This window comes from Blautia massiliensis (ex Durand et al. 2017), assembly GCF_051861785.1.
Classification (GTDB): Bacteria; Bacillota; Clostridia; order Lachnospirales; family Lachnospiraceae; genus Blautia_A; species Blautia_A luti_A.
The window spans coordinates 3960463-3983366 of the sequence record NZ_CP146725.1 but is presented as its reverse complement, the minus strand read 5'-3'; the positions used below and the strand labels follow the sequence as shown (position 1 = coordinate 3983366).

At 38.9% G+C, this 22904-nt stretch carries 19 protein-coding genes and 2 pseudogenes; 2 read left to right on the top strand and 19 right to left on the bottom strand.

What is annotated here, in order from left to right:
• Positions 1–477: 477 nt before the first annotated feature.
• The 19 genes and pseudogenes from V9W66_RS18825 to V9W66_RS18735 form a co-directional block, all read right to left on the bottom strand.
• Entirely contained in the window at positions 478–1905 is a 1428-nt protein-coding gene (locus V9W66_RS18825) for an IS110 family transposase (RefSeq protein WP_144096022.1), read from the bottom strand.
• Between the two features lie 96 nt (positions 1906–2001).
• A complete protein-coding gene (locus V9W66_RS18820) occupies positions 2002–2715 on the bottom strand; it encodes a lantibiotic protection ABC transporter ATP-binding protein (RefSeq protein ID WP_144092534.1) in 714 nt (237 codons plus the stop codon).
• 101 nt (positions 2716–2816) lie between these two features.
• Positions 2817–3008: pseudogene (locus V9W66_RS18815) on the bottom strand (TnpV protein); the annotation flags it as partial.
• Positions 3009–3235: 227 nt separating this feature from the next.
• Positions 3236–3670, bottom strand: a pseudogene (gene lepB, locus V9W66_RS18810) (signal peptidase I).
• 34 nt (positions 3671–3704) lie between these two features.
• Positions 3705–4196, bottom strand: a complete 492-nt coding sequence (locus tag V9W66_RS18805) for a helix-turn-helix transcriptional regulator (RefSeq protein WP_439362798.1) — start codon at positions 4194–4196, stop codon at positions 3705–3707.
• A gap of 76 nt (positions 4197–4272) precedes the next feature.
• Positions 4273–5661, bottom strand: a complete 1389-nt coding sequence (locus V9W66_RS18800) for a DUF4179 domain-containing protein (protein WP_144092536.1) — start codon at positions 5659–5661, stop codon at positions 4273–4275.
• Positions 5658–6215 (bottom strand): RNA polymerase sigma factor, encoded by a 558-nt coding sequence (locus tag V9W66_RS18795; protein WP_114002530.1) that lies wholly within the window; start codon positions 6213–6215, stop codon positions 5658–5660. The genes V9W66_RS18800 and V9W66_RS18795 overlap by 4 nt, the downstream gene beginning before the upstream one ends.
• A gap of 346 nt (positions 6216–6561) precedes the next feature.
• Entirely contained in the window at positions 6562–6720 is a 159-nt protein-coding gene (locus V9W66_RS18790) for a hypothetical protein (protein WP_330575200.1), read from the bottom strand.
• 508 nt (positions 6721–7228) lie between these two features.
• Entirely contained in the window at positions 7229–7561 is a 333-nt protein-coding gene (locus V9W66_RS18785) for a hypothetical protein (RefSeq protein ID WP_144092538.1), read from the bottom strand.
• Positions 7562–7582: 21 nt separating this feature from the next.
• Entirely contained in the window at positions 7583–7822 is a 240-nt protein-coding gene (locus V9W66_RS18780) for a hypothetical protein (RefSeq protein WP_059085739.1), read from the bottom strand.
• A 478-nt stretch (positions 7823–8300) separates the two neighbouring features.
• Positions 8301–10160 (bottom strand): asparagine synthase (glutamine-hydrolyzing), encoded by a 1860-nt coding sequence (gene asnB / locus V9W66_RS18775; protein ID WP_144100563.1) that lies wholly within the window; start codon positions 10158–10160, stop codon positions 8301–8303.
• A 595-nt stretch (positions 10161–10755) separates the two neighbouring features.
• On the bottom strand, positions 10756–11781 hold the full coding sequence (locus V9W66_RS18770; RefSeq protein ID WP_144095095.1) for an alpha-L-fucosidase: 1026 nt from the start codon (positions 11779–11781) through the stop codon (positions 10756–10758).
• A gap of 215 nt (positions 11782–11996) precedes the next feature.
• On the bottom strand, positions 11997–13430 hold the full coding sequence (locus V9W66_RS18765; RefSeq protein ID WP_026648778.1) for an alpha-L-fucosidase: 1434 nt from the start codon (positions 13428–13430) through the stop codon (positions 11997–11999).
• A 59-nt stretch (positions 13431–13489) separates the two neighbouring features.
• Positions 13490–14857, bottom strand: coding sequence for an MFS transporter (locus V9W66_RS18760; RefSeq protein WP_144095099.1), 1368 nt, complete (start codon positions 14855–14857; stop codon positions 13490–13492).
• Between the two features lie 446 nt (positions 14858–15303).
• Positions 15304–16137 carry an AraC family transcriptional regulator gene (locus V9W66_RS18755; RefSeq protein ID WP_144095097.1) on the bottom strand — a complete coding sequence of 278 codons (834 nt, stop codon included), beginning with the start codon at positions 16135–16137 and terminating at the stop codon, positions 15304–15306.
• Between the two features lie 193 nt (positions 16138–16330).
• Entirely contained in the window at positions 16331–17494 is a 1164-nt protein-coding gene (locus V9W66_RS18750; RefSeq protein ID WP_439362797.1) for an RNA-guided endonuclease InsQ/TnpB family protein, read from the bottom strand.
• On the bottom strand, positions 17424–18080 hold the full coding sequence (locus tag V9W66_RS18745; RefSeq protein ID WP_439362998.1) for an IS607 family transposase: 657 nt from the start codon (positions 18078–18080) through the stop codon (positions 17424–17426). The genes V9W66_RS18750 and V9W66_RS18745 overlap by 71 nt, the downstream gene beginning before the upstream one ends.
• Before the next feature lie 524 nt (positions 18081–18604).
• Positions 18605–19711 carry a DUF4179 domain-containing protein gene (locus V9W66_RS18740; RefSeq protein WP_144093124.1) on the bottom strand — a complete coding sequence of 369 codons (1107 nt, stop codon included), beginning with the start codon at positions 19709–19711 and terminating at the stop codon, positions 18605–18607.
• The gene (locus tag V9W66_RS18735; protein ID WP_144093122.1) at positions 19705–20244 is read right to left on the bottom strand and encodes an RNA polymerase sigma factor; all 540 of its coding nucleotides are present in this window, start codon (positions 20242–20244) and stop codon (positions 19705–19707) included. The genes V9W66_RS18740 and V9W66_RS18735 overlap by 7 nt, the downstream gene beginning before the upstream one ends.
• A gap of 745 nt (positions 20245–20989) precedes the next feature.
• Between V9W66_RS18735 and V9W66_RS18730 the strand changes: the two genes are divergently transcribed.
• Together V9W66_RS18730 and V9W66_RS18725 are read left to right on the top strand one after the other, a co-directional pair.
• Positions 20990–21529, top strand: a complete 540-nt coding sequence (locus V9W66_RS18730) for an RNA polymerase sigma factor (protein WP_092070503.1) — start codon at positions 20990–20992, stop codon at positions 21527–21529.
• Positions 21526–22320 carry a hypothetical protein gene (locus tag V9W66_RS18725; protein WP_144093120.1) on the top strand — a complete coding sequence of 265 codons (795 nt, stop codon included), beginning with the start codon at positions 21526–21528 and terminating at the stop codon, positions 22318–22320. The genes V9W66_RS18730 and V9W66_RS18725 overlap by 4 nt, the downstream gene beginning before the upstream one ends.
• Positions 22321–22904 lie beyond the last annotated feature (584 nt).

The window sequence follows — 22904 nt, the reverse complement described above, 5'->3', positions numbered from 1 at the left end:
TTTAAATATTACCTCTCAAAACAGAGCTAAAGGTGTACGACAGTCATCGTATCCTGTACTGAACAGCCATAAAAGGGTATAGCTTATAAAGCGTCCTGGTAATGGGGCTTTTTAAGGCTATAATCCTCTGTTAGCTATGAGGGTGAACCTTCCGTGTCTAATGGGATCCTGTCCCAACTTCCTTCGTCCCACCTGTTCATACACCGAGTGCTTGCCAAGCTTTCTAACAGGGTCGTGCCCTATGGAGTGAACTACCGCAAGCTACAGCTCTTGTTTGTCGTTTGATTCTTACTGACCTTATGATTCTGCAAGGTGCGGTTTCCCGCGGACGCTTACCCTGCATCTCTCAACCAGTCGTTTCGTTATGATCCACGTTCCATGGATCTGGGTCAACAGGTTCTTTTCCAGAACCCTGCTCAATTTCAGAAGTTTCTGAACCTCAGCAGGATTCTGGAATACTGCTTTGCTTTATACTTCTTATGCAGCCAGGCTTTCCTGCCTGGATTCCCGCCGGATATCTTTTAACATCTTCCGGGGATCATACTTGATTCCCTTCTTCAAAATCGTAAAAATAATCCTGAGGAGTTTGCAGGCGATTGCTATTAATGACTGCATCTTTTTCAGTGGATTCTGCTCCCTGGTCGTATAATAGACATGCAATTTCTTGAATTCTTCCGCATGTGCTACAGCTGATTTTGCCGCCTGAAACAGCCAATATCTGAGGCGCTTACGCCCTCTGTGACTGATCCTGGTTTCACCCTTATGCTTGCCGGAACTGCTTGCCACAAGCCCAAGTCCGCTTAATTTCTGGATCTCCTTTACATCGTCAAATCTGGAAATATCTCCCATTTCTGCCACCATACCGGATAGGGTATTCTCCCCGATTCCACATATCTCCAAAACTTTATCCGTATGGGGAATTTCCAGACATTTCTGATTAATCTGCGTTTCTATCAATGCAAGCTCCTCATCCAGTTCCAGGATTTTTTGAACAAACCACTGTACAACCAGTTTCCCTGTTTCTTTTCCTTCACGGATGCCAACACTCGCCTTGGCGTACTCCAAGATTTCTCCAGCTCTGCTATACCCGCGTCCTCTAAGTTTCGCATTATGCCAGATCTGCCTGATTCCGTCTTCTTTCAAAGCTGCCAGATCATCCGGAAATGGTGCCTGCTTCAACAGTTCAAGGCTGAATGTGCCTTCTGTTTTTCCAAGTGCTTCTTTGTACTCTGGAAAATATATTTTCAGTTCCCGGTGCAGTCGGTTGATCGACCGGATCCTGTCCTCATTCAGCTGATCACGAAACATGGATAACCGTCGCAGATCTGCATAAAGCTGCTCTGGAAGATAAGGCATTCCAAAGTTTCCATCTTTTACAAGATTTGCAATCAGCTTAGGATCTTTTGTATCATCTTTCAGCTGGCTGTTATCCTCAAGTTCTTTTGTCTGCTTTACTGCATACGGATTTACCTGAACTACACTGATCCCATTTGAGATCATCCAGGTCGCAAGGCAGAACCAGTAATGGCCGGTTGGTTCAAGACCAAGAACAATCTGTTTTTTATCGTATTCGGCTGCTATCTTTACTGCCCATTCCTTTGCCTTGCTAAATCCATCTGCATTATTGCTGAATGAAAAAGCGGACTTACTGAGTTCTCTGCCTCTGGTGTCAATTGCCCTCAGATAGTGTGTTTCACTGCCTACATCGCATCCTAAAATAAGCATGTCATCACAGATAAAACTGAGTTTTGCATTCTTATCGAACTTCCCTTTGGTTTCCAACTCATGCCAGGTTGAAGCTGTTAAATTTTCTCTGACCACCTCGATTTTCTTCAGAAGCTCCTGCTGTTCAAAAATATTTGCATTTGATACTTGATTTTTCTTCTTTGTGCCGTTAAGATTCATGTTAGATACCTCTTGTATTCTCTGGATTTTACCAACCGGCCAAGTCAGTAATAATCCAAATTTACTTGAGGTATTTTTTTGTGTCAATCTCTTGCCCTATTTAAAGTATACAGGAAGCTTTCTGTTCTTTTTCACAATATCCATGAATAATTTTTCGAGGTTTTCTTCGGCATGTAAAACACCCTCATACCCCAAGACGCCCTCCGAGATAATGCCGATATGGTCGGCAATCTGTTGTACTTCTGTAAGAATGTGGCTGGAAAGAATTACCGTAATTCCCTTAGAGGGGAAGGAACGAATCAATTCACGGAGTTCTTCTATACCAATAGGATCGAGGCCGTTTGTAGGTTCGTCTAAAATCAGCAGGCGGGGATTGTTTAAAATTGCAATCGCAATTCCCAACCTCTGTTTCATGCCAAGAGAAAATTGTCCTGCCCGTTTCTTTCCGGTATTCGTAAGGCCGACAATATCAAGCGCTTCATGGCAGCGTTTATCCGGTAAGCCGAGAAGCTCCGTCCTCACTTTTAAATTCTCTAATGCAGTCAGGTTCTCATAAAGAGGCGGGGTTTCGATTAAGGTTCCTATGTCATTCAAATCTTTTCGGCGCCAAGCGTGGCCGTCAAACTCAATGCTTCCAGATGTCGGTTTCAAAATGCCTGTTATCATTTTAAGTGTTGTGGACTTTCCGGCTCCGTTTGGTCCCAACAATCCATAAACGGAATTTTTTTCAATATTCAGCGATATGTTATTTACAACTGTCTGCCTGCTGAATGATTTACAGAGATTTGTTGTTTTCAAGATTATACTCATATTTTACACTATCCTTTCTTTTGATTATGCTAAAAGGATAACTGCAAATTTTGAAGATTTCATAAAGAAAATAGAATTTCTTAAATACATAATAGGAAATACTTGTCCACTTCCAGAAGATGCTTTCCAATCATATCCTGCAGAAGCATCACCTGATAGGTTGAATTTCGATGATTTTTCAGATAATCTCTGCGAAGAAAACCATACTTGCCAAGTTGCTCCATCTGCTCACCGGATTTATAAGTAAGATCCGGAAGCAGATATCCATTTACATTCGTATACGTTAATTTCATTTTGTTAGCACTCTCCATTTCTCATCATTTTTTGACCACAAATTTACGACATTTACGACAAATCTGACACTGCTTTACAATACCAGACAAAATGACTGATACCCCGGAAAGCCTGTAAAACAGGCACTTTTGGGATACACAAGGCAGGACAAAAATCGACTTCCATTATCAAATAAAAAACGCGAATATTCCAGTGCTTAATAGGCCACTGATATTCGCGTTTCTTATTATCCTAACCACTTGAAAGATGGATAGTATCTTACAACAGCTTTCCCCACAAGCTGGTCAAATAAAGAGTCATCCAATGGAGTGGGTGAACCATCAATGTAAACTTTCCCATTCTTAATTTCCACTACTTCTCCCGGCAGTCCGATCACTCTTTTGATAAAAAGACGGCTTTCATCATCTGGGTATTTGAATATTACAATATCAAATCGCTCCGGGTCCTTGAACTTTTCAGAAATTTCTTAACCGAACAGATTAAGATTAATTCCATACGCAAGCCGAAAGCCGAAAAGGCGGTCTTTCACCATAAGTGTTTTTTCCATGGAGGGTGAAGGGATTTTTGCGTTAATCAAAACAACATTATTGATAACCAGAGTAATTGCCACTACTATTACAATCAATTTCACATAGCCTAACAGTTCACGCCAGATTTTCATATTCTCCACCTCACCGTTCTTCATCATTCATATATCAGAACAATCTTTTGTCATATTTTGCTTCCCGGTACCAGCCAATTCCGATCATGACCACGCCTAATACAATGGTAACCGTTCTGACCATTGTATCAGCTGAAAACAGGCAGGTGATTACAATTCCAGTTCCTGCACCTGTAAAAAAGTCAATAACAGACTTTTCCCGTTTCAATGATCCAAGCACTCTTTCTTTATCCATGGTTTTTACCATTTTGACATCTTCCTTTATTAAGACATCGAGAGAAATATCAAAACGGTTGCTGATGTCTATGAGAATCTGCAGATCCGGATAGCTCTTTTCATTTTCCCAATTAGACACAGTCTGTCTGGTAACATGAAATATTTTTCCAAATTTCTCCTGGTCAGTCCCTTTTCTTTTCGTATTTTTAATATCTGCGTTCCAATGTTCATATTGCTCTGCTCCTGTTCTTCCAATCGGTTTTGCTTTCTCACCTGGATTATATAAAAATTTCTGCCAAATGAAAAGCAATTTACCTTTTACATCGAAAAAACAGGTATGCAAAGCTTCTTTGACATGGGATTTTTGAAAACAGATTCACGTTTCTCTACCTAATCTGAATCCTTATTTTATCTCCGACAGGTGTCCAACCGGATTCTGCAGTGATTTCACCTGTAGCTCCATCATAGTATGCGCTTTCTTCGGTTCCGTAATCTTCATCCGTTTTATCTGCTGCGTCGGTATTTTCTTTCTGGTCTGTATCGTCTTGAAGCCTTACTTCTGTGGGAGCATCTGCCCCTCCGATAATTTGAGTTTCAACCTGATCCTCTGCATCTGACGGATTTTTATCCTCCAAAGTATCCTCCGGAACCTCTTCTACCTCTTCTGTAGTCTCACCAATTTCTACAAAATCGTCATCAACCCAGACCGTGTCTGCAGCAGCCATGTAAGGTTCTCTGGTATAAAGCTGTAATTCCAGATAATCGCTGTCAATATCCGGGAGCAAAAGAACCGGGCCGTCAGAATCCAGCTGATACATACCCCAGAAACTGGTTTTAAAACTCCATTGAGATTTACCATCTGCCGAATTACTGCGCAGTTCATACTGTACCTGATTTCCTTTACTGTCTGTCCCCATAAGCATCATCTCATTACCATTATACAGCTTTTCCTCAAGTTCTTCCGGAATTTCTGCCTTAATTATACTTTGCAGTTTATTCATGGAAAAGTCTGTTAATTTTACGGTTCCTTCTTCTGTTTTAACAGAAACATCTTCCAGCTTTTTATGAACTGTCTGTTTCATAAGCTCCTCATGGGGAATAGAAAAATCAAACTCAAACTCTGCGAAATAATCTTCGCCAAGATTTTCATTTTGATAGGCACCGAGTACCAAATGTACTTCCGGATTTTCTCCCAAATCACCATCAAGGGAAAATCGAGATTCCAGAACAGCATCATAGACATTTTCATCCAGTCCAGTATTTAGCAAATCTTCGTCCGAATATGGCAGATAGTGTCCGCTTTCGTATTCTTCAATTTTCTGTCCATTTATTGTAGTTTTCTGATAATCAATGTCAAGCTGTGTATTGGCAAAGGTCCAGGCATCCTGGACATCATCCGTGTCCTTTTGCCCGGAAGATGTTTTTTCTGCATGCACCTTTGTTAACAGAACCCCATTATCCAGAACAACTTCTTTTAATGTTACAGTAATTCCTTTGTCTTCCTTAGAGGTATTCAACACTTCCGTATAAGATTCAATACCTTTTGGGAAACCAAGGGTTTCTCCTATGGACAATGTAATATTTTTTATTGCAGCCTGGATATGTGGATTAGAAAAGATAACAGAACCCAAGGTGACGATCACACAGGCAGCTGCTGCTTTGCTCCACCCTTTTGGTCTCCGGTTTTCCTTTTTTTCACTCCATTCCCGCTCTGCTTCCTCTATATATTTCGGATCAATATTACCAAATTCTTTTGAAAAATCAAACTTTTTCATATGCGTCCTCCTTCTTTTTCCAACAGTTTCAACAGCTTTTTCCGGTTTCTGTATAAATTCATTTTCACGCTTCCCGCTGACATATGATGCCTTTTGGATATTGCAGAAACAGGATCTAAAAACCAGTATCTTCGTACAAAAATATTTCTGTCCTTTGGAGACATTTCTTCCAAAAAACGATTTATGGTTTCCATCAGTTCTTTTTCCGCCAGCTGTTCTTCCACGGTATAAGTTACATTTAGCTGCTCCATTTCCTCCATAACATCTGCCATATGAACATCCGGGCGCTTGCCTGCAAACTTTTTCCTTAAGCGGTCAATACTAAGATTTCTTGTAATCCGACCGCAAAAGTGTGCCAATACAGAAGGATGCGTAGGAGGAATCTGTGACCATACCGAAAACCAGGTATCATTCAGACATTCCTCGGCATCTTCTCTATTCGCCAATAAATTCCAGGCAATCTTGTAGCAATAAGGGTGATACTTAGTACTCAATTCTATAATTCCATTCTCATCTCTTTTCAAAAACAGGTTTATAATTTCATCATCATTCATTTACAGGTTGTCCTCCGGGTTTCTTTAAGATAAAAGTCACTGTCCATAATCTGACCAGCAACAGATAAGGCGCCTTTTTGAATAAAAAAATTTCCATTCATATTATATATCGTAAAAAATAGTGGATGGTAACAAAAAAATTTAATTTTTTTCAGTTGAGATCCAAACTACAGTTTTGGTTTTCAGAAGATTACCTTTTAGGGGTAAAAATAATGAAAAGCAGCCGATATTCTCATTTTATATATCATGAGATACCGGCTGCAACTGCTGTTATAAAATATTTTCTTGTTCTGTAGTTTTGTACTTTATACTACAGCATTCATTATAATCACGGTCAAAACACATCCTATAAACTTTCCACAAAACGCATAAAATCTTCTCTTCCTTTTGGTGTGCATTTATAAACTCCGGCCTCTTCCAGCACATGTACAAACACCAGTCCTACTTCTTTTTGAAGAATTGCATGAATGTTCTCTGCATTAATATCCGAATATTTTTTCAGCAATTCTTTCGCCCAGACCTCATGCTTTGCTATTTTTTCATTTGAAGAAATATCTTTTCCAGATAAAATGTATTCCTCTAAATTGTCTGATATTCAAGTCGTTGAGTCGCTCTTGAAAGCAAAACCGTATTACACTTGTAAAAAAGGTCTGCCACTTCTGCACTCAGATTTTTTTTGCAAGTGTAATATTCTACATATTCCTGAACTATCCTTATGGAGTAACATATCACTGATATGGACAAACAGATACCTTTCGACGATCAATCAGTCTATTAATTGTTTTTGTACCAACATCAAATTGAATCAATTTCTTTATATAACTTTATTAGTTGCCTAAGCAAATTTTCATATTCTTTTATTGTCTCATCCGAATCAGACTCTTTTACTATATCCTTGTCATTTCGTAGATTAGAAATTTCAAATGGGTATTGGTTCAATAATTTGATTGTTTCTTTGCAATTTGGGATTAATTGATTTCTTTTATTATATGGAATCGCATTTATGCGCTCTCTTAAATTATGCCGCAGATTGTATGCAAGCCAGTCTGCCGTATCAAAAAAAGCACGATACTCATGTCCATATGCTTTCTCAAGGTTTCCTTTGATATAAGAATAGTAATCGTATCCTTCCGGCACTTTTTGGTTGTGCTTGCAAAAATCCTTACAATATGATCATATGCATCCCGGTGCTCTTTTAATGGCTGAATTAATGCATCACCATTTTCTGATATTTCTTCGGCTGTAAGTAGATAAATTTTGGTTTTTTGATGTAATTGATATATCTTTTTCCACAACAGCCCAATCTCATCGTTTTGCATTAGATTAAAAACATTTTGTTCAGCCATTTAAAATACCCCGCTATTGAATTAATGAATTTTTAACTTTGACTCCTTTTCCCTCATTACCAGAAACGATTTTTCATCTAGAATACGGTCACCAAAAATCCGCCAGGATCCACGTCGCTTTATTCGGTACGCTTTAATAGTGGAGATTTGTCCGTTTTCACAGTCTCTTGAAAAAAATTTCCTATATTTAAAAGTTTCTATTATCCCCCATAGAGTTCCTGCAACTATAAAAAAAAGAAGTACTGCTACAGCTTCAATCATAAATATTCTCCTTATCATCCCAGTTACATGCATCGTCACAACCGGACTGCATCCCAAGGTCTTTTGGTTCGATCACATTTCTTACACTACTACCTGCACTATATTTTTCTCTTCTGTAAATTATGCTAAGATGAACAAATGTTTCTCTATAAAGTAACAAAAGAATAAATCCAACAAATATACAGGATAGTAATATAACTCCTTTCCTAGATGCCACAGACTGCAATTGTGGATTTCCAAGGAAGCAAACTGCTGAAATTGCGTTTCCTGATTTGCCTTTCCATTTAAGAACAATGAGTCGAAAGCATCCAAAACCGTAAAATCTTTCAGATTTCCACCCACATACTCCTTAAACTCTTCCTCCAATAATCCGAAAGTTTCTATACAAACAAATAGAATTTTATCATAAAAGTCCCAAATACCATTGTCAACGGATTTTTCGTATATTTATATTTTTACCGTCTCATAACCAACTCTCTCACTTCGAGCATGTAGCAAAAAATCTATCATACCAGATAAGGAATGTCAAAACTGTCCAGATCTTACGGCTGTTATCTGCCTTTTTCTCTTTATGGTCTTTCAGAAGCCGAAGCAGTTCCTCTGTATGAAAAAATTCTTCTGCTTCTTTCGAGGTAAATAACTCCTTTACCCTCTGATACCAGTCATCCTGCCGCAGCCACACACGGATTGGAATTGGAAAACCAAGTTTCCTACGTTCATCGGTTTCCTGTGAAAGAAATTCTGAAACAGCTTTACGGAAAATATATTTGGTTGTACCCGCTGCAATCTTGGCTTCTTTCGGAAGCTTTGCTGCAAAGTCAAAAACTTCTTTATCCAGAAATGGTACCCTGACTTCCAATGAATGTGCCATGCTCATTTTATCTGCTTTCTGCAAAATATCGCCAGGAAGCCAGTATCTCAGATCTACAGACTGCATTTTTTCCATGTCTTGAAGTAATCCTCTGTTTTCTGACTCAAGTTCTTCAAAAAATGGTCTTAAATATTCCTGTGTGGAAGGTCCTGTTACTTTATTTTTCAAAATCTGCGCTTTCTCTTTTTCACGGTAAATATATGCATTTCCGATGAAACGTTCTTCCACTTTCATTCCTGCACGGATAAGGAAATCTCGTCCCTTCACATCCGGCAGCTTTGCAGCCAGTTTTCCAATTACACGTCTGACACCAAATGGAATCCAGGCAATTTTTTTCAATGATTCCGGTTCTCTGTAAATATTATATCCACCGAAAAGCTCGTCTGCTCCTTCTCCGGAAAGAACAACCTTGACATGACCTGCCGCCTCTTTTGAGAGAAAATAGAGTGCAACGGCGGAAGCATCAGCAAGGGGCTCATCCATATGATACATAACATCTGGAAGGGCATCCCAGAATTCCTGCTTGGATATGATTTTCACATGGTGTTTCAAACCTGCTTTTTCTGCCACTTTGGCAGCTTTGTTTACTTCACTATATCGGTCTCCCTCATCGAATCCCACTGTAAATGCCTGATCTGCACCAGAGGAAGAAGCCAGATAACCGGAATCCACTCCCCCGGATAAAAACGCGCCGACTTCCACATCACTTAACATATGGTGCTCCACTGAATCCTTTAAATTCTCTGCAAGCTGATTCCGCAGCTGCTCCATATTCGTCTTACGGTCCCATTGGCCTGGTGCAAGCTTTGTTTTGAAATAAGTCTTTATCTCATAGTTTCCGTTTTTATATAAAAGCATATGACCTGGCATAAGCTTATAAATCCCCCTGAAAAAAGTTTCTTCCAGAGGGGAATATTGAAATGACAAATACTGCTCCAGTGCCTTCTGATTTACTTTCCTTTCATAGCCTGGAAATGCAAGGATACTCTTAATTTCAGAAGCAAATACAAAGTGTCCATCTATTTCGGCATAGTACACAGGCTTAATTCCGAAGAAATCCCTTGCAAGCATCAAACTCTGCTCCTGTTCATTCCATACAGCAAACCCAAACATTCCCCTGAGCTTATTCAGTGCCTTCTCCCCATACAGCTGAATAGTATTTACCAGAACCTCCGTGTCAGAATGAGTACAGAAAGAAATGCCGAAATCCTCAAGTTCTGCCCGCAGTTCCTTATAATCATAGATTTCTCCATTAAAAACAATATGAAGGTTTCCGTCCGTACTTTCCATAGGCTGCTGCCCATCTTCTAAATCAATAATACTAAGTCTTCGAAAGCCCAGCGTAATCTTCTCCCTGCAAAAAGAGCCCTCACTATCCGGGCCCCTATGCTCAATGGCTTTCATCATCCTTTCAATTACTGTCTTCTGATCCTGTCTATAACCTGTAAATCCACAGATTCCACACATTTTATCCTCCGTATCTATTTGATGTAGTTTATACGCTGCAGCAACTTTTTTATCACAAGTGAATCCCACATGGTCACATCGTAATCATAGTGGTCTGTGAGTCTGCGCCTCAGCTTGTGTTCTCCCTTCTTTTTCTACTTTTGTAGAAATCATCTCTAATTTTACATCTGTAGAATTAGAAAGTCAATCCCATTTTCTACAATTGCAGAATCTATGTCATATATTTGATTACCCGTCATGACATACCCCAATGACTCAGATCTTACAGATTTATAAACGGTATGAATGCCTCACTGCTGACAAAATGAAAAGCCGGAAAAACGGTCTTTTGTTACAGAGCCATTTTTCCGACTGTACGGTTATCTATATTTAATGAATCTTTACCCGTTCACTGCACCTGCCATTACACCGCCGATAATATGCTTCTGCATTACAAGTATGTGCAGATACGCACATGCATGCGCTTTCATCTCGGTAATTGAATTGCCGAGGATTCTCACTTATTGTTCTAAGCAACTATACATAACCGCCCCTCATCAGTTTTTATACATAAAAAGCGGTGGGAAATAATTTTCCTGCCGCTTTAAATCTCAGATTAATCATATTTCGCTACATTTCGTAAAATTCTCCTGCATTCTGCCGGGATTCTCCCGAGTCCATCAGGTCCTACATTCAGCAAATAATTAATTCCCAGATGATTTAATTTTTGTTTTATATCTGCGATCTCTCTTGCAGATTTCCAATTTTGATCCCATGCACAATATCCCCAACTGTTATTCACAGTTGCCGCAGTCTCGTACAGGCCATAAGGTGATGGCTTGAATCCGTCAAATGCATTCATCATGCTTTCTTTCAGTTCCGCATCATCTGGTATAGATTCCGGTACTTCATTGTCTCCCAGTGATACATAATCATATGCTCCATTGCCAAGCCTTGAATTGATCAGACAATCTGGCTGATATTTTTTTACCAGATCAAAAATCGCCCGACTATGCTTCTCTTCCAATGTTATCGGAACATCAAACCAAATCAGGCTCAATTCCCCATAATTTCTCAGAAGTTCTTCGATTTGAGGATAAATCTTATTGCGAAAGCACACATCATAATCTTTTTTATCATTATCCGGAAAATCCCAGTCATTGCACCATGCTGTTCCCTCACACGGAATGTGTCCGGATAAATATCCTCCACCATTCTTATCATGCCAGTCCAGATCCTGGGAATAATATAATCCAAACTTTAACCCGTTTTTGTAGCAAGCTTCTGCAAGTTCTCCTAAAACATCGCGTTTGAACGGTGTCGCATCCACCACATTGAATTTATCCACCTTAGAATGGTACATGGCAAAGCCTTCATGGTGTTTGCTTGTAAACACAAGATATTTCATTCCGCAATCTTTTGCAAATTTTACAATTTCATCCGCATTAAAATAGATAGGATTGAATGCCGTTGCCAGTTTGTCATATTCACTTATCGGAATTCTGCATCTTGTCTGAATCCATTCAGCGTAATTTCCACATTTCTGGTCTTTCCATTCTCCGGCCAGAAGTGAATACAGGCCCCAATGAATCATCATTCCATATCCGGCTTCTTTAAACCATTTTCTCGTATCTGTGCTCATACTGATTAATCTCCCTTCATTTGTGTTTTCATTATATCAGAAAGTTCACGATTCCAACATTCCATAACTTTTACATTATATCAGATATTTTTACTTTCAGAGATGCTATTTGCAAGATTGCCATAATCTGCCGAAAATTTACGCGTTCTATTCGCCACTGCAGATAACAGTGAGAACACAACGCGTAGTTTTCAGCTGAAAATATCAGTTCCTGATCAATATACTCCCACGAAAGACATTACCGGTGCTACTCTGGAGTCTTCGATCACGATCGCCAGAAAATCTGTCTGGATTCCTTTAAGATCAATGATCTTTTTATATCCAATGGTAGTTCCATTATAGCATTCTTTCATAGATCCATTTTCTTCATAGCAGACTTTGAACTTTTCTACTCTCTGGCTGAATGGAATGGCCTCCTTCAGTACCAGATAATTAAGTTTCTTTTTCTCGATCCAGTTAATCTTGATCATGAGCTTATTTGTTCCCGCTTCGTTCATAAAATAAGTCTCATAATCATCATTTCTTAATACTGTAGGTTCTTTCTCCCAGCGGTCCAGTGGCGGGATAGATGTGATACCTGCTTCATCAACCAGATTATATTTAAAGGTATTCTCAATAAACTCGCCCAACTGTTTCAGATTTGCAGCATCTGTTTCATGGATACGGCCATTTTTCATCGGAGGAAGATTTAATAATAATGTGGTATTTCCCCCTACGGATTTTAAGTAAATGTCTTTCAGGTTCTCAAAGGAGCGGACCTGGTCATCTTCTTCCTCATGATAGAACCAGCCTGGACGGATAGAAACATCCGTCTCTGCAGGGTACCATGCAAGCTCTTTTTCATTTGCAAGGCGTTCCCTGCTTCCAAGATCTGTCTGGGTCTCGTCCAACGGCCGGTTCCGGAATTCTTCATTATCTTCCTGCTGGCTTAACGCTGCTGTGATCGCCGGATCAGTCATATCCTTTGCAACAACGCTCCATTCACTCGGTCTTACTTCCCCGGCCTCGTTTCCACACCATCTGATGTCCGGGCCTGAAATAGAAATCACCGCATTTGGCTGCAGTTCACGCATCACTTTATAATATCTCTGCCAGTCGTATTTCTGAACCTTTCCATTTGGTCCCTCACCACATGCACCGTCCAGCCAGATTACAAAGATATCACCATATTCTGTCAGCAGCTCTGTCAGCTGGTTCAGATAGTAATCGTCATACTCTTTTCCCTTTCCATAGCTGCTGTTGTTTCTGTCCCAGGGTGAAAGATAAACACCAAATTTGAGTCCAAACTCCCGGCACGCTTCGGCTGTTTCTCTGACAATATCCCCTTTTCCGTTTTTGTACGGGGAGTTTTTGATACTATGCTCGGTGTATTTGGATGGCCACAGGCAAAATCCGTCATGATGTTTGCATGTGAGGATCAATCCCTTCATCCCGCCCTCTGCTGCTGTTTTTGCCCACTGGCGTGCGTCCAGCTCTGTCGGATTAAAAATGGATTCCGGTTCTGTTCCATCTCCCCATTCGCTGCCGGTAAAAGTATTTACAGTGAAATGAATGAAACAGAAAAATTCCATGTTTTCATATGCGATCTGTCTTGCTGATGGTACCGCTTTAACTAATCTTTTATCTTCTTTCAAACCATTATAGTTCATATCGAATTCCCCTTTTTATTTTTATCGTTTCCTCTCTTCAGAAAAACGGTAATTCCATTTTAACCTTTTAATCTTCTGCTTTTCAGTTCTTCATTTGCTTTTTCTACATTCATTTTTGTCATGATGAACGTGATAATTAAAGCAAGGATTACAGGGAACCACAGATACATGAAATGTAACATATTCAGGCAGGATGCAGACTGGGTAACAACTTCACCATTGAATCCACTTGCAGCTAAAAGCCATCCTGTCAGTGCAGTACCAATTCCACCACCAAGCTTGGTTCCGAAAGATGTACAGGAATACATGGTTCCATCAATTCTTTTGCCTTTTGTAAGGTAAGTATATTCAGAACAGTTTGCCACAACTGCTCCCATATCTCCCTGCCATGGTCCCTGTCCGAATGAGGATACAGCAGTAAAGAGAATCATAAGAGGTACACTGTGCATATAAGCTGCAACAACAACAAGTGCTCTTCCGACAGTTGCAATTGCATAACCTACTATATTCAGTTTGTAAAGTCCTTTCCATTTTGCTACCAGGGTAGGTGTTATGATCAGTGCAATGATCAGTGGAATATTGATCGCCCAGGAAAATACAGCATAAAGATCTTCATTAAGAAGGACATATGTCATATAGTAAATACCCATGTTCAGCATGGCAGAGTATGTCTGCTGTACAATATATGTTACGGAAATCATAATGTAATATTTGTTAGAAAACAGAAGTTTTGCTGCCTCTACAAGACCATATTTCTCTATCTCGTCATCAACAACCCCATCACCATTCAGTTCCTCTTCCGGAAGCTCTTTTACAGAGAAAACAGAGATGGTATTTACAATGACACCTACAATGGCAAACACGATTGCAACTACTCTCCAGGCGTATGCCCCTCCTCCAAGGATCTGTACAAACTTAACTGTCACTGACTGAATAATAAGGACAGTTGAAAAGGCAAAGATGAATCTCCAGGATCCCATCTCAACTCGTTCCTTACTGTTCTTGGTTACTAATGCTACAAGTGCCGCATAGGCAATATTGTTTGCAGTAAAGAATACGGCATTTAAAAGGGTGTATGCAATGAAGAACCATGCATACTGTGCAAATTTTCCCATGTTAGTCGGAATAGCAAAGTTTGCTATCAGGGTTACCGCACAGCCAATGTATGCGTAAAGCATCCAGGGTCTTGCTTTTCCAAGACGGCTCTTTGTTTTATCGATCATAGCTCCAAAAAAGATATCCGTTACACCGTCAAACAGTTTGGATACTGCAATAAGTGTTCCGACGATACCTGCATTCAGACCAACTATATTGGTCAGATAGATCATGATAAAGGATGACAGAAATGAATATACCACATTTCCAGCCATGTCTCCTGAACCATATCCAACTTTGTTATACCATTTCAAGTACTTCTTTTCTTCCATTTTTCCCTTCGCTTTCTCCTGGTTTCTCCAGGTTGTTTTCATGCGTTTAAACCTGTGAGATATCTGATGGCTTTCTGCTTCTCTGCTTCTGTCTCCCTGCTTCTGTCTCTTCCTCTTGTTCTCACATCTGCTATTTCCTACGCATCTCTTGTTCGATGAAAATTATATCCTTTTCTCTGTTAAATTCATATAAACAGATTTTGACAAAACATGCACAAAATTTTTCAATTTATAAAATTCTCATAAAGCTTCAGGCCCGTTTTTTTTGCCAATGTAACAATTGCATAATTTTTATGTGTAATTTTTGTATATTATTACAATTGCTTTTTTGGATATCTTTTTTTAGGACCTTTTTTAGATTTTCCGTATTTCTGTATAGGTATAAAAAAACTATCCTGTAAAAATACAGAATATAAAAACCTTGTATTTGTTCAGGATAGTTTTATTCACAATTCCTCCATTTCCTGTGTCTGTAAAATGTATTTTTCTTTATAAAGGGAACGATACTCTCTGGGCGTCATCCTGTACCGTTCCCGAAATACCCTGTTAAATGTCCTCTGGCTGTCAAAGCCAGCATCCAGACATATATCCGTGATGCTTTTATCTGTACACTCCAGATGTACACAGACATAATTGAGCCTCTGCTCATTAAGATACTGGTTAAAATTCCTGTGGAAAGTCCCTGAGAACACCCGCGAAAGTGTAAATTTGCTTATCCCCAGATCTTTTGCCATGGATTCCAGCGAGACTGGTTCCTTAAAATGTTTTGCAATATAAGATACTGTCTGATAGATAATATCACTGCTCTCCACACTGCTCTTTTCCGCCAGTCTGTAACAGGGGATGCTCCTTGCAAGCAGAATCTGTACATACGCCTGTTCAACAACAGGGTTCTTATCTTTTCTTTTTTTATTATCATAAAGACATTTAACTGCATTCCGGATATCCGGGTGTAAATTCTTCGATGTGATTACTGGATTATCCGGACATGATTTCTGTATTGTATCTGCAAACTGTCCTGTCAGCGTCATCCCTGCCCACAGATACCAGGCTCTGTTTATCCCTGGTGAAAACACCTGATAATGGTGGATCACATCCGGAAAGATTACTGCAAAATCCCCCTTATCCATATGATACAGTTCCTGCCCCATCCCAAGCTCCAGGGTTCCTTCTGTAATATATATAAATTCTATGGAGTTATGAAGGTGTGGGGAAGCATGTCTGGACGTTTTACTTCTAAAATGAAGGTTTTCTTTTTTCTCCTCATATACAGGAAACATTTACTCTATCTGCCACTCAAAATGTGATTAAACATACTCACATCGAGATAATGCGGATTCTCACGAATACCGCTTACTGTTTCTTTGTGTATGCTTTTGAGTAACCGGAGTTATCTCTACTCACAGATCCTAAGTACACTCCACAGTCGTTAATTCCCGAAATAGCCTTCGGTACATACTTACGTTTGCGGGATCATGCAACTTCGTAAGTCTCTGCATCTCTCAGATTCCGTGCTGCATTGAGATCTCTGTCCTCAATATATCCACATGTGCATCTGTAGATCCTGTCTGAAAGTTTCAGATCTTTTTTAATACAGCTGCAGCAGTGGCAGATCCTGGAAGATGGATACCATCGGTCAACTACCCTCAGTTCGATTCCATATTCAGCACATTTTGTTTTCAATTTTGTCCGGAATTCATAGAATTTCTGGGACGCAACTGCTTTTGAGAGATGCCGGTTCTTCATCATCCCGGATATGTTCAGATCCTCGATCGTTATATGAGACGGCTTGGTTTTCACTATCTCAGATATTACCTTGTTGATATGATCTGTACGGATATTTTCTATCCGATGATGAAGTTTCTGTACTTTAAGCTTTTGTTTGCATATATTTGCTCTTTGAGTGGTCTCTCCTTTCTTTAAGTTCTCATATTTACGGGAAAGCTTTCGCTGTGCCCGTCTTAATTGTTTCTCAAGTTTTCTGATCCGTGCTGTTTTATTGATATTTCTGTATACAGTTCCATTTGACACAACTGCAAAGTCTTTCAGCCCCAGATCAATTCCGATCCCATCAGTGAAATTTCCATCTGCTTCCGGAGCAGGTATATCGACAAGTGCAGACACATAATATCTGCCTGCTTTCATGGAAACTGCCCCGCTTCGGATCACATATCCATCCTTAGAGGCCGGAATGTAACCTTTTTCTTTCAGCCTTACCCAGCCAAGTGTTGGGATCTTGATCCTGTGACGTTCACAGAGACAGTCTTTGGGATTATTCTTTACAAAATACATTTTTACATCAGATCTTCCTTTTTTCTTATATCTCGGGAAACTACTCTGATGATGAAAAAATCTTGAAAAAGCGGTACAGGCATTTTCGATTGCATTCTTTACCGATTTGGAACTGACTTCTCTGATCCAGAAATATTCCGGATGCCCTGGAAGGTATTCTTTGTTCAGCCATACACTGAACGACTTGCCGCTCATAAATCTTTCACCGGCATCATAACGTTCTTTATTATGAAACAGGTAGAAATTATAAATATATCTGCATGTGCCGATTGTCTTATGTATTTTGATCTTCTGCTCTTCTGTAGGATCGATCTCTGTCTTGAAGCTCTTCAGCAATCTCCTCATCCTTTTCTATCTGTTTTTTATACTTACGAAGTCCATATAATCTACAGGAAAATACATGAAGGATGGAAATAATATCCTGTACAAGTTCTTCCTGTGGTGACAGTTCTTCATTGTTCACCACCAGTATCGTTGTGTGGAATTTCATGCAGAATCTTTCAAACCAGTCGTATCCAAAACGGATAAATCTGTCTTTATGCGTGATCACTATGGTTTTGACCTTCTGCTCCATGACTTCGTCCAGTAATCCATTCCATTTCCTGCGGTTATAATTAAGTCCGCTTCCATAGTCTTCCATGCACTGGTCTACGATCATTCCTCTGGCATTACAGAACTGACGCAGAAATGCTGTCTGATTTTGAAGATCATCCCTTTGGTTTTTGGTAGATACTCTTGCATAAATAACAACTTTTCGTTTATCATGTTCTATATTTATACCTTTAAATTGAAGATACTGGTCATATGTGTAATAACGCCTGTCTGTTGGAGTTCGGTTTGCTTTTAAGATTCCCTCTCTGTCCCATCTCTGAAGCGTTTTTACAGAAACACCTAATAATTCAGCAAAATCTTTTGGTTTATAATTTGTGATATTTGATGTGTCCATAATATACCTCCATAAGTATATTTAAACACATTTAATATCTTTTTACAATATATTTAGTTACTTATATCATCCTCCTTTTTTTGCAAGATTTGTCTGTTTTTTCTTTCTATTTGGCATGAACTCCCGGTTAACCTGCTTTATAATACAGCCATAAGATAAAGAAAGGAGGAACAGACAATGAAAAGATTTAAAGCTTATATCGAATATGTAATGAATTTTTATGCCAACTATTACAGATTTTACCGGTAAGTGCAAAATATGGCTTCCGGATATAACCCGGAATCTGTATTTGCAGTTCATGTAGACCTTGTAATCAATAATTTCAGTATACGCTAGAATCCGTTTCCTGTACATGAACAGGATGCGTTAATATATAAACAAAATTTTACAGTTGGCAGACTTAGCCAAAAAGAGCCGATATCAGTCTTGCAAAGACCTTGTATCGGTTCTTTTTGTATTTTCTCATTATCTAATTATGGGAGGATTTTTCTGTATCACCGAAAAAACTTTTATCCCCGCACTTCAAGCCACTGGTCAATGTTCCCAAAATGTACCGCCTGCAGGTTATCTACATCAACCAGTTGCGGGAAGCTGTTTCTGATGATCACGACACCATTTTCCTTATCCTGTTTTTCTCCACCGCCAGCAATGCCTCCCATGGTCATATCAAGTGTTAAAACCGTTCCATCTTTATAACGCACCTGGTCAATATTAGCTCTGGCATAAAGATCCATGCCATAATCCGTACCTGTGTACTCAAACTTGTTTTTCTCATCTTCATACACCTTCATAGCTTCATCATAATCAAGATATAATGACCATAAAAGGGGCGTTACTTCCATTTTTTTCACTGTGATTTCATAACCTCCAAAATCACATTTCCGGTTCACTTCCAGAGTTGTCGGAGGCTTTACTGCACCCAGAGTCCATTTAAAATCCCATGTTCCATCTGTAATAACAGTCGTATCATAATCTCCTTCCTCCGTAAGATTCTTTAATGTGATTTCTACTGTTTTATTACTCAGATCATAATCACTGTCATAAGATATACAGGCGTTAAAATACTTAAGATGTGCAGAATTTTGATCTGTTTTCAGTAACACATCCTGTCCTACCCCAGTATTGAAACTTCCAAATCTGTTATCGTCCACTGCATATACTTCTTTTCCATCGATCTTAAAATGTGTCATCTCCTCAAAAGAAGTATGATCAGTCATAGAAATACTGTCCTCTGTTTTCACTTCAAAAAAAACATACAGGAATCCCTGATCCTGAATAGAATCTGTCAGGGTAACCGTCACACCATTTTGTGTTACAGACTGGTCTATATTCTGAATATAAGTTGATTCCTGCAGTGTCTCCTGCTGTTCCTCTGATGGATCCAGTCTTTTCACCAGGTAATCATTCCATTTAAAGAACTCTTTTGCAGCCACAGTAACAGCCATACCAGTACAGATTACTGCTGCTGCAATCAATAATCGTCCACTGATTTTTTTTCTTTTGTATTTTTTATCAACTGAATCCGCCTGTTCAATCTGTTTTAGTGTATCTTCAAATTTATTATGAAAACCCTGTGGTACTTCCGGTGCGATATTATTCCATTTCTTCTCTAACATGACATTTTCCCCTTTCCTGTTATTCTCTTTAATTGCTTGCTGTTTTTCCCAGTTGCCGTTCTTTTCTCTTCTTCGGATAACTGCACCTTCAAAAACTCTCTTGCACGTGAAAGTCTGCTTTTGATCGTTCCTTCCGGAATATCCAGAGCCTCACTGATCTCTTTCAATGAAAATCCTTCTAAATAATACAATGTTACCAAAACCCTCAGATCCTCCGGAAGTTCCATAATCGCCATATACAGATGACTGTATCTGTCCTCCTCAGTCATTTTCATATTGTCCATATATTCTTCATATGGAATAACATTTTTTCTTTTCCGAAGAATCCCTTTGCATTCATTGATCAATATCCTTGTGATCCATGTTCGGAAATATTTTTCTTTCTTTAAAGTGGGAAGTTTTTCATATGCCTTAAGAATTGTTTCCTGCACAGCATCCCCACAATCAGAGTCATTCTTCAGAATGGACTTCGATATATGATACAGCATGGCTTCTGCATCCCGGACCTCCTTAATAAATACATCTTTTGTCATAACTTTGTCTTCTCCTTTTGTCCAGCTGGATTACTACTCATGTTTACTTTTACACTAATTAGATGCATCGGAAAGGAAATCGGTTCTCATAAAAGTATTTTTTCCGTTGCCTCTTCCATTGCCAACGAAATATCCACTTTTTTAATCTCTGTTCTGTTTGTGTTTGTATTTTTTATGTAATTCCGTAATATATTCCTCAAGCTTCTCTTTGTCTTGCTCTTCACAGGCGACAAAAACAAAACACTGCTTAAGATCAATCCGATATGCTTTCACTGTTTTCTCACCCAGTTTCTCTGTATATGTGCAATGAAAGATGAGATACTTTATCCCCATTCCAGACAGGTACGCAGAGCATGACTCTCACAAAGCAGTGTCCATTCAGATAGTTGGAACCGTTGTGTGCGGCTCAGTATAGATAATATCAGCAGAAATAAGGTATCTGCTGTCGGAACAGAAAAAGTTTCAAAATAGATCAAAAAATATTGCTGAAGTCTGCCTATCAGTATTTTTTCGCTGTATAATGTTTTTGCCGTACAGGTTCACTTTCCTTTGTAATGTTTTATGCCAAATTCATTATACATCAGGAAATCCTGTACGATATTTTTTTATAAAAAAGTTGTAAAGTGGTGTATCAATATCATAATTTTCTAAAATTGAAACTTTTTGCTCTTTGACAGGATATATAAGAATGTAAAGGTTAAAAGCTTTTAATTTTTGAAAATATTAAAAAGAAAGTAGGATTGATATGACAGATGAAGAAGAACTTTTGCAGCGTCTCAGGAACAGAGAAAAAAATTCAATAGATGAAGCAATCCGAATTTATACGCCGTATTTGAGTACTGTTTTGTATCATATGGCCGGCAATTCACTGCCGAAAGAGGATATTGAAGAAATTGTGGCAGATGTGTTTGTTGTACTTTGGAAGAATACCGGGAGGATAGATTTGCAGAAAGGTACATTACGGTCATATCTTGCTGCTGTTGCCCGGAATTTTGCTCTGAAACGGATAAACAGAAAGATGGATCATACATCTCTTGAAGATATTGAACTGTCAGATGGCAAAAATTTCATGGAAGAGAATTTTCACAATAATTATGTATGGGAAACAGTTATGAGCCTTGGCGAACCTGACAGCGAGATTTTTGTAAGGCGGTATAAATTTGATGAAAAAATCAAGGATATTTCAAAAGCAATGGGACTTAATATTTCTACAGTTAAGACCAGACTTTCAAGAGGAAAACGAAAACTCAGAAAAATGTTATCGGATGCGGAGGAAAAATTATGAGAAGAAAAAATTTGCTTAAAGAATTGGGAATACAAAAACAGGCAGATATTTCCTGCAATGCTCTTGATATTGATACAGAGAATGTCAGACAGAGAGTTTATGCAAAACTTGACTTCGCAGATACAGAAAGGAAGCAAACGACTATGAGATCAAAAAAGAAAATATTACCTTTGTTGATAGCTGCAACACTTACAATTGGAGTTACGGCTATGGCAGCAACAGGAAAGATTTCAATGTGGACAGGTTCATCTGCATCACGTGCTGATTATACATCTCTTCCAACGTCAGAACAGATTACAAAGGATATTGGGTATAGACCGGTATTGATTGATACCTTTGAGAACGGGTACTGCTTCAAAGAGGGCAATATTATAAAAAACAGTTTTAAGGATGGCAATGCAAATGTAATTGAGAATTTTAAATCTGTGTCCTTTGATTATCAGAAGAATGGAGATGTTGTATTGTTTGAACAGCAGAAATTTAACTCAAAACTTACTCCGTCAGGTGATATTATTGCCACTGTAAATGGAACAAATTTGTATTATGTACATTATATAAATAAAGTGGTATCCGATGATTACGAATTGACAGAACAAGATAAAAAAGACCAGTCCAGTGGAAAAGTTGTATTCAGTTACGATGACAGTACTTCTCAGATTGAAGTCAGTCAGGTTCAAAGCGTTAACTGGAATAAGGATGGCATCCAGTATGATTTGCTGCAAATAGATGGAAAATTATCTGCCGGAGAACTTGCAGATATGGCGAGAGAGGTTATTAATAACAGAAGATAAAGAAAAAAGATGGTGGATTCAGTCCGGTTCACCATCTTTTTGTAACTGTTGTGGAAATACCTGTATCGCAGCTGATGCATAATATGTTATAATTTACAGATAGTGTAGCTGTCCAGAACTTTTATAGTTAAAATAAAAGTACAACCTTTCGATTCATTCAATTAGCTGTACTCTCATTTCCTAGATTGACATGATCCAGCAAAGGGATTGCGTAATTGATATCGTTACGCTGCCCTTCACGGATCATAAAATAAACCGGATAACCGTATGCATCTACAACTGCATGGATTTTTGTGGGCGTCCCTGTTTTCCAGAATTTTCAGGCGGCAGTAATGAAGCTATACGGTTCCATTCTTCATCGGTTAATTCGTATCGTCTCAACATAATTTTTCAATTCTATCATAAAAGGATTCTGGGTTCAAGATGGGGTAATGAGAAATTTTCTATCCGGATGTCCTGTTTATTCTTTATGATCATTCCAATACATGCGACAGTGCAGTGCCCTTCCCGGAAATAAAAAAACGGCTCATATCTTCATTCTCCAGTTCAAAATTGGTGTCCAGGGCTATCCTTTCGCCTGATAG